This window comes from Streptomyces boncukensis (assembly GCF_011045075.1).
In the GTDB taxonomy this organism is placed as follows: Bacteria; Actinomycetota; Actinomycetes; order Streptomycetales; family Streptomycetaceae; genus Streptomyces; species Streptomyces boncukensis.
Genome location: NZ_JAAKZZ010000363.1, coordinates 1 through 7,676 on the forward strand (window position 1 = coordinate 1; position 7,676 = coordinate 7,676).

Consider the following 7,676-nt stretch of genomic DNA (forward strand, 5'->3'; position numbering starts at 1 on the left):
CGCCTCTCCCGGCCCGCCATCGCCGGGCCCGGCGATGGCGGGCCGGGAGAGGCGCCGTCCGACGAGTACACGCCCACCGAGCGGGACCTGCCCGTGATCGGCGGAGCGGCGGACGGCACGCAGCCGACGCCCACCATGGTCGACGTCTCCGTGACGTCCAGCGGGAACGACGGCGACGGCCCGCTGTACGTCGTCGGCGATGTGCACGGCTATCTGGACGAGCTGCGCGCCGCGCTCCGCCAGTTCGGCATCATCGACGCCGACGACCGCTGGATCGCGGACAACGCGCGGCTGTGGTTCCTGGGCGACTTCACGGACCGCGGCCCGGACGGCATCGGCGTCATCGACCTGGTCATGCAGCTCTCCGCGGAGGCGGCGGCGGCCGGGGGCTACTGCAAGGCCCTCATGGGCAACCACGAGCTGCTGCTGCTGGGCGCCAAGCGGTTCGGCGACACCCCGGTCAACTCCGGTGCGGGCACCGCCTCCTTCCAGGCGGCCTGGCTGCTGAACGGGGGTCAGCGCACCGACATGGAGCGGCTGCGCGACCACCACATCCAGTGGATGTCCCGGCTCGACGCGATCACCCTGGCCGACAGCCACCTGCTGGTGCACTCCGACGCCAGTTGCTACCTCGACTACGGCGAGACCATCGAGGACGTCAACGACGCCATCACCGAGGCCCTTCAGCGGCAGGACGCGGAGGAGACCTGGGACCTCTTCCGGAAGTTCACCAAGCGGTTCGCGTTCCGCGAGGAGACCGCCGGCCCGGCGGCCGTACGGGAGCTGCTCGACAGGTTCGGCGGAAAGCGCATCGTGCACGGGCACAGCCCGATCCCGTATCTGCTGGGCGAGGTCGGCAGCGAGGACGACGAGACCGGCCCGGACGTCACAGGACCGCATGTCTACGCCGACGGCCTGGCGGTGGCGATGGACGGCGGCGTCACGATGGCGGGCAAACTGCTCATCGCCCAACTCCCCCTCGCCGACTGAGTTCGGGGTTCGCACGCGGAAATCCCGGGCAGGAGATTCTCAAGGAGTGATCGGCTGGGGAAGACCGTGTGCGCGGGTCAATTCGGAAAACTCTCTGTCACGGAGTGCGGGGGGCGCTCTACCATCGATTTCGCCGACGAGTTCTCCGCCCTGCTGACCCGCCCCGCCCTCGACCGGCCACCGACGGCCCTACGGAGCATCGGGGGATGCACATGAACAGCGCTCCGCATCTGCTACGCGAGGACCGGCCCGAATTCGAGCGGGTCCTCGACGAGGCACTGCGATCCGCGCCGCGCCGTCCCGACCTCGCGGCGATCGGCCAACATCTGAACGCCGAACAGCTGCGCACCATGGCGCTCAGCGCGGCATCCGCGATAGCCGCCTGTGCGGAGACGGAGTACCGGCAGTTCGTACGGCTGCGCGAGGAGTTGCGCCAGCCTTCCAACGCGCCCTCCTCCATGGGCGGCACGCCCGCCGGGCGCGAGAGAGCCGACGGCGGGAGGGGCGACGGCGGAAGCGGCGGGGAAGCGGGAGTGAGCCGGCTGGCCAGCGCCGTCGGCGGCGAGCCCTTCGTGGAGGCCAGCGGCGCGGGTCTGATGGCGATCGTCTCGGTGCTGGCGCCGGTGCTCGCGGGCACCGCCGCCGTGATCTTCCTGCTGCTGGGCTACACCCTCCATCTGATGACGCCCGAGCCGGCCATCGCGCAGCCGATCCGGAGCGCGGGCTGGGTGTTCGCGGCGTTCGCGGCGGCGGGGGCGCTGATCGCGATGGGCGCCCTGCTGCTCACCGCGCTGCGCAACGGGGCGAGTTCGGTCCGCGCGCCGCGCGACGGCCGCCCGCGCGCGGACGCCGACGGCACGGAAGCGGGTGCGGGACAGGGTGAGGGAGAGGGAGAGGCCGGGCTCAGCGCGGAGGTGGACCGGGCGCGGGAAGCCTGGCGGCAGGCGCTGCTGGAGCGCGGCATCGTGCCGTTCCTGCGGGAGGCGCTCGACGGGTCGCGGGGCGCGGAGTCGCCGCCGGACCGGACGCCACCGGACGGCAAGCACAGTCCGCTCGGCTACTCGCACCCGGAGTTCTCCAGCCGCCCCGCCACCGAGTCGCCCCAGGAGCACTCCACCCGGCCGAAGTTCTCCAGCCCCGACTACTCCAGCCCCGAGTACGGCGGCCCCGACAACCGCCCGGAGTAGCGCCGCCCGCCCGGCGGAACCCGCTGGGAGGGGGCCCGCGCCCCTGATGGGTGCCCCACTCGGGTGTGTGCGCCCCGAAGGGGCGCGGGGAACTGCGCGACCGGCCAGGAAGCCCCCGCGGACCGCGACGCTCCGTCAGGGGCAGCCCGCGCCCGGCCCCGGAGAGGCGGCACGGAGAGGCTCAGCTCAGCTCTCCCCGGCGCGCAGCCCCCAGCGCGCTGCGCAGGTCGGCGACGAGGTCCCCGGCGTCCTCGACACCCACCGAGAGCCGTACGAAGCCCTCCGGCACCGCGTCCCCACCCCAGCGCCCGCGCCGCTCGGCGGTGGAGCGCACACTCCCGAAGCTGGTCGCCTCGCCGACCAGCCGCAGCCCGGCCAGAAAGCGCTCGGCGAACTCCCGGTCCTCAAGCGTGCAGGAGACCACGCAGCCGAAGCGGCTCATCTGGCGCGCGGCGAGAGCGTGCGCGGGGTCGCCGGGCAGCCCCGGATGGCGTACCGCCGTCACCTCGGGGTGGTCGCGCAGCGCCTCGGCGACGGCCAGCGCGTTCTCCGCCTGGCGCGCGGTACGCACCTCCAGGGTGGCCAGCGAGCGGTGCGCCAGCCACGCCTCCATGGGCCCGGGGATCGCGCCGACGGTCTTGCGCCAGCCGCGCACCTGAGCCGCCAACCCGGCGTCCCGGCAGGCCACATAGCCGAGCAGTACGTCCCCGTGCCCGGTGAGCGCCTTGGTGCCGCTGGCGACGGACAGGTCGGCACCCAGCGCGAGCGGGCGCTGGCCGAGCGGGGTGGCGAGGGTGTTGTCCACGGCGACGAGCGCGCCGTGCGCGTGCGCCGCGTCCGCCAGCGCGCGGATGTCGCAGACATCGAGCCCGGGGTTCGAGGGGGACTCGATCCACAGCAGCCGGGCGCCCGCGAGCAGTTCGCGCTGCGCGTCCCCGGGGGTGGGCGCCGTGCGGACCGTGACGCCGAAGTCCTCCAGCCGCTGCCGGAGGGACGCGAGCAGGTTGTAGCCGTCCGAGGGGAGCACGGCGACATCGCCGGGCCGCAGCCAGGTGAAGAGCACGGCCGACATCGCGCCCATCCCGGAGGCGAAGGCCACGGCCTCCGCCGCGCCCTCCAGCTCGGCGACGGCGCGCTCCAGCCCGGTCCAGGTCGGATTGCCGTCCCGGCCGTAGGTGTACGGGGCGCCGTCCACGTCCCCGGGCAGGTGGTAGTGCGCGGCGAAGACGGGGCCGGGCAGCGGCGGGGCGTACGCCTCCTCGGGCGGCAGCCCGGCCCGCACCACCCGCGTCGCCTCGGCATCACGGTGAGCATCACTCATCGTCCCAGCCTCTCAGAGCGCTCCCTGCCGTACGCGCGCCCGGTCACGCTCCCGCGAGCGCCGTGCGCGCCGCAGCGCCGCACCGCGCTCCGTATCCGCCGCCGAACAGCACCGCGTGCACCAGCAAATGCTGCAGCTGGTGCAGCGGCATCCGCGCGGCCAGCCCCGGCACCGGCCGCACCTCCTCGTACGCCGCCAGCACCCGCCGCAGTCCCGGGGTGCCGAAGAGGTCGAGCAGCGCCAGATCGGTCTCGGGGTGGCCGCCCTGCGCCGCCGGGTCGATCAGCCGCGCGCGCCCGTCGGCCGACCAGTGCACATTGCCCGCCCACAGGTCGCCGTGGATGACGGCGGGCGGCTGCGGCGGTCCCCAGACGCCCTCGTCGTCCGGCCGGTCGCACACCCTCTCGACCGCCCGCGCGTCGCCGGGCGCGAGGTGTCCGGCGTCGACGGCGGCGCGGACGAAGGGCAGCAGCCGGTGCTCGGCGTGGAAGGCGGGCCACTCGGCCGGGTCGGTCACGGGTGCGGCGGGCGAGGTCAGCGGGAGCGGGCCGAGGTAGCAGGGCTCGCCCGGGGTGCCGTACGAGGGGGCCGGGGTGTGGTGCAGCGCGGCCAGGTCCCGCCCCAGCCGCTCGGCCTGTGCGGCGTCGGCGGCGCCCGGCTCGACCCACTCCAGGACGAGCGCGCCGCGCTCGGCGCCGTAGACGTCGGGCACCGCGACCGCGCCCGTCGCCCGCAGCCGCGCCAGCCCTGCCGCCTCGGCGGCGAAGAAGTCAGCGGGGGCGGCGTCCAGCGTCTTGGCGAACACCTGCCGCGCCGGGCCGGAGCCGGTGCCGGAACTGGTTCTGGTACCGGTGTCGGTTCTGGCATCGGTGCCGGTGCCGGTTCTGGTATCGGGGCCGTCGAGGGTGACGGCGTACGCGTCGCAGATCGAGCCGCCGCCCACCGGCACCGCGTCGACGGCCTCCCGGCCCACGGCCCGCGAGACGGCCCGGACGAGGTCGCGCGGGGCAGAGTGCGGCGTCATTCGCGCGCCCCTTCGAGATCCAGCGCATCCCGCACCGCGACCAGCAACCCGGGCATGGCGGCCTCCACCAGGTCGAGGCAGACGTCGAAGCCGCCGGGCCCGCCGTAGTAAGGGTCGGGCACCTCGCGGTCGGCCGGGTCGGCCTCCGGGTCGTACGAGCGCAGCAGCCGCACCTTCGCGGCCTCGGCGGGGTTGCGGGCCAGGGCGCGCAGCTCCGCCGCGTGCCCCTCGTCGAGCGCCACCACCAGGTCGTGCCGTGCGAACGAGTGGGCGTCAAACTGCTGTGCGGCGTGGTCCAGCTCCGGATACCCGGCGGCGGCCAGCACGGCGAGCGTGCGCGGGTCGGCGCCCTCGCCCACATGCCAGCTGCCGGTGCCCGCGCTGCTCACCCCGACCAGCCCGTCGAACCCGGCCTCGGCGACCCGGGCCCGGAAGACGGCCTCGGCCATCGGCGAGCGGCAGATGTTGCCCGTGCAGACGAAACAGACCCGGTACATGCGCTTCCTTACACCCGTGTGTCAGTCCCGGTCCGGCAGCACCATGTTCAGCGCCCAGGACACGATCGAGATGATCAGGCCGCCGAGCACCGCCGTGCCGAACCCCTCCACATGGAAGCTGAGGTCCAGCTTGTCCGCCAGCCAGGAGGTCAGCAGCAGCATCAGGGCGTTGATCACGAGCGTGAACAGGCCCAGCGTCAGAATCAGCAGGGGCATCGAGAAGAGCTTGACGACCGGCTTGACCACGAAGTTCACGACGCCGAAGATCAGGGCGACGAGCACCAGCGTCAGGGCCTTCTTCCCGCCGTCGTCGCCGGTCAGCGTGATGTCACCGATCAGCCAGGTTGCCACGGCCAGCGCCAGCGCGTTGGCCCCCGTCTTGATGAGGAAGTACGTCATGGTTCGATCGTTGCAGACCCCGAGCGAAAGGATGCCCGTCCGGTGAAGGCGTTCCGTCTGGAGGAGTTGGAGGCCGAGCGCGCCGCCAACGAGGGAGCGTATCTGCAGTTCCTGCGCGAGCGGCGGATGTCGGTCGGTCTCTACGCCCTCGACCAGGGCACCCAGGACCCGCAGACCCCGCACGCCCAGGACGAGGTGTACTTCGTCGTCAGCGGCCGCGCCTCGGTGACGGTCGGCGAGGAGACGACGCAGGTGGCGCGGGGCAGCGTGGTGTACGTCCCGGCGCTGACCCCGCACCGGTTCCACCACATCTCCGAGGACCTGCGGGTCCTGGTCGTCTTCTCCCCTCCGGAGAGCTGAGCGGGAGGGGGGGGATCCGGCAGGCGCGGAATGAGCGCGTCAGGGTTGCCTCGGGGTTGGGTTCAGGGGAGGACCGGGGCCGGGACACCTCCCGGGGCGGCGATCGGCCGCTTAGCATCGAAGACAGCACGACAGCCCTGGCACCGACACAGAACGGAGAACGCAGATGGACGCGAAGGACACCTTTTCGAGCCTGCCGTGGTGGGTGAAGTGGATCGCCGTCCCGGTCATAGCGCTGGTCGTCTTCGGCGGCCTCATCTCCGCCATCGTGGGCTTCATCGTCGGCCTGCTCTTCAAGGTCCTGGTCTTCGCCGCGCTCGTCGGCGGCGTCGTCTACCTGGTGCGCCGGTTCACTTCGGCTTCCTCCTCTTCCCGCGGCGGCTGGTGACCCGGCCGGTGGCCGCACCGCCGCCCGGAGCACCACCCGGGGCACCGCCGCCAGGACCGCCGCCCGCCGGGGCCTCCCCGCCCGGCCCCGTCACGGCAGCGGCGGTTCCGCGGCGCTGCCGGTCGGCGGAGACCACCAGGGCCGCCAGCAGCGTCGTCACCGGAACGGAGGCCACCAGCCCGATCGAGCCCACCAGCGTACGGACGATCTCCTCGGCGACCACCTCGCTCGTCGCCACCATCGACACATCGCTGCGCGCGATGGAGAAGAGCAGCAGCAGCGGCAGCGCCGCCCCCGCGTACGCCAGGACCAGCGTGTTCACCACGGACGCGATATGGTCCCGGCCGATACGCATCGCCGAGCGGTAGATTTTGCGCCAACTCGCGCCCGGTTCGGCCTCCTTCAGCTCCCACACCGCCGAGGTCTGGGTGACGGTCACATCGTCCAGTACCCCCAGTGAGCCGATGAGCACCCCGGCGAGCAGCAGCCCCTTGATCTCGATCTGCGGATACAGCCCGTGCACCAGGCTCGTGGTGTCGTCCGTGTTCCCGGTCAGCCGCGCCCAGCCGATGAACACCGAGCCCAGCACCCCGATCAGCAGCAGCGACACCAGGGTCCCCAGCACCGCCACGGAGGTGCGCGCGTTCACCCCGTGGCAGAGATACAGCGTCGAAAGCATGATCGCGCTGCCCCCGATCACCGCCACCACCAGGGGGTTCGAGCCCTGGAGTATCGCGGGCAGGATGAACAGCGTCAGCACCGCGAAGCTCACCGCGAGCCCCACCAGCGCCAGCACCCCGCGCAGCCGTCCCACCGCGACGACGACGAGCGCGAACAGCCCCGCGAGCAGCAGCATCGGGAAGTCCCGGTTGGCGTCGACCACGCTGTACTGCAGCTTGCGCGGCGCCTTCTCGGCGTAGGCGACGACGACCTTCTGCCCCACCTCGTAGGTGCGGGTGGCGTCCGGCGTGACGACCTCGGTGTAGCGGTGGCCCTTGTCCTTGCCCTCGGCGATCTCGATGGTCGCCTTCTGGCACGGCCCCGAGGCGCTCCCCGCCCCGTCGCCCTGCTCCCCCGGCCCGGAGGGCTGCTGCGGCTGCTGGGCGTTCACGTCCTTGCAGTCCACCTCCGCCAGCTTCACCACCTTCGCCTGGAAGGTGGGCCGGTCGAAGCCGACGCCCGAGTGGTTGTGATCGTGCCCGGGGGCGCCGCCGGGCCACAGCACGACCAGCCCGGCGAGCACCGCCAGCCCGAACGGGATCAGCACCGCGCCGATGACCTTGCGCAGATGGCGGGAGACGGGCGCGGGCGGACCGTGCGCATGGCTGTGCCCATGCCCATGCCCATGGCCATGGCCGTGCCCATGCGTGTGCCCGGGGCCGTGCGCCTGGCCCGGCACCTGCCCGGGGTCGTGTCCGGGACCGTGGCCGGAGTCGTGCCCGGGGTCGTGTCCGGAGTCGTGTCCGGGGCCGGGATCGTGTCCATGGCCCGGGTCGGGGCCGGGAGGCGG

At 73.2% G+C, this 7,676-nt stretch carries 9 protein-coding genes; 4 read left to right on the forward strand and 5 right to left on the reverse strand.

Features of this window, described 5'->3' with window-relative positions; all coding sequences use genetic code 11:
* Window positions 1–18 precede the first annotated feature (18 nt).
* Window positions 19–990, forward strand: coding sequence for a metallophosphoesterase family protein (locus G5C65_RS26640; protein ID WP_338146677.1), 972 nt, complete (start codon window positions 19–21; stop codon window positions 988–990).
* Between the two features lie 206 nt (window positions 991–1,196).
* Complete coding sequence (locus tag G5C65_RS26645; RefSeq protein WP_165301487.1) at window positions 1,197–2,177, forward strand: hypothetical protein; 981 nt, start codon at window positions 1,197–1,199, stop codon at window positions 2,175–2,177.
* A gap of 181 nt (window positions 2,178–2,358) precedes the next feature.
* On the opposite strand, the gene G5C65_RS26650 is transcribed toward G5C65_RS26645, so the two are convergent.
* Genes G5C65_RS26650 through G5C65_RS26665 form a run of 4 tightly spaced genes read right to left on the reverse strand, consistent with a single transcriptional unit; the run spans window position 2,359 to window position 5,418 of the window.
* Complete coding sequence (locus G5C65_RS26650) at window positions 2,359–3,498, reverse strand: cystathionine gamma-lyase (RefSeq protein ID WP_165301488.1); 1,140 nt, start codon at window positions 3,496–3,498, stop codon at window positions 2,359–2,361.
* A gap of 43 nt (window positions 3,499–3,541) precedes the next feature.
* On the reverse strand, window positions 3,542–4,522 hold the full coding sequence (locus G5C65_RS26655) for a fructosamine kinase family protein (RefSeq protein WP_165301489.1): 981 nt from the start codon (window positions 4,520–4,522) through the stop codon (window positions 3,542–3,544).
* Window positions 4,519–5,019, reverse strand: coding sequence for a low molecular weight protein-tyrosine-phosphatase (locus G5C65_RS26660; RefSeq protein ID WP_165301490.1), 501 nt, complete (start codon window positions 5,017–5,019; stop codon window positions 4,519–4,521). Before G5C65_RS26660 ends, G5C65_RS26655 begins: the two co-directional genes overlap by 4 nt.
* Before the next feature lie 21 nt (window positions 5,020–5,040).
* On the reverse strand, window positions 5,041–5,418 hold the full coding sequence (locus tag G5C65_RS26665) for a phage holin family protein (RefSeq protein ID WP_165301491.1): 378 nt from the start codon (window positions 5,416–5,418) through the stop codon (window positions 5,041–5,043).
* 42 nt (window positions 5,419–5,460) lie between these two features.
* Between G5C65_RS26665 and G5C65_RS26670 the strand changes: the two genes are divergently transcribed.
* Together G5C65_RS26670 and G5C65_RS26675 are read left to right on the forward strand one after the other, a co-directional pair.
* On the forward strand, window positions 5,461–5,778 hold the full coding sequence (locus G5C65_RS26670; RefSeq protein ID WP_165301492.1) for a cupin domain-containing protein: 318 nt from the start codon (window positions 5,461–5,463) through the stop codon (window positions 5,776–5,778).
* Between the two features lie 166 nt (window positions 5,779–5,944).
* Window positions 5,945–6,166, forward strand: a complete 222-nt coding sequence (locus G5C65_RS26675; protein ID WP_165301493.1) for a DUF5326 family protein — start codon at window positions 5,945–5,947, stop codon at window positions 6,164–6,166.
* Here the strand turns inward: G5C65_RS26675 and G5C65_RS26680 are convergent.
* On the reverse strand, window positions 6,129–7,676 hold a 1,548-nt coding region (locus G5C65_RS26680; protein ID WP_241266077.1), incomplete at its 5' end, for a YibE/F family protein. The genes G5C65_RS26675 and G5C65_RS26680 overlap by 38 nt on opposite strands.

Excerpts from the sequence above, each read along its gene's own strand:
- G5C65_RS26645 (WP_165301487.1), top strand. The coding sequence starts at position 1,197 with ATGCACATGAACAGCGCTCCGCATCTGCTACGCGAGGACCGGCCCGAA.
- G5C65_RS26650 (WP_165301488.1), bottom strand. The coding sequence starts at position 3,498 with ATGAGTGATGCTCACCGTGATGCCGAGGCGACGCGGGTGGTGCGGGCC.
- G5C65_RS26655 (WP_165301489.1), bottom strand. The coding sequence starts at position 4,522 with ATGACGCCGCACTCTGCCCCGCGCGACCTCGTCCGGGCCGTCTCGCGG.
- G5C65_RS26660 (WP_165301490.1), bottom strand. The coding sequence starts at position 5,019 with ATGTACCGGGTCTGTTTCGTCTGCACGGGCAACATCTGCCGCTCGCCG.
- G5C65_RS26665 (WP_165301491.1), bottom strand. The coding sequence starts at position 5,418 with ATGACGTACTTCCTCATCAAGACGGGGGCCAACGCGCTGGCGCTGGCC.
- G5C65_RS26675 (WP_165301493.1), top strand. The coding sequence starts at position 5,945 with ATGGACGCGAAGGACACCTTTTCGAGCCTGCCGTGGTGGGTGAAGTGG.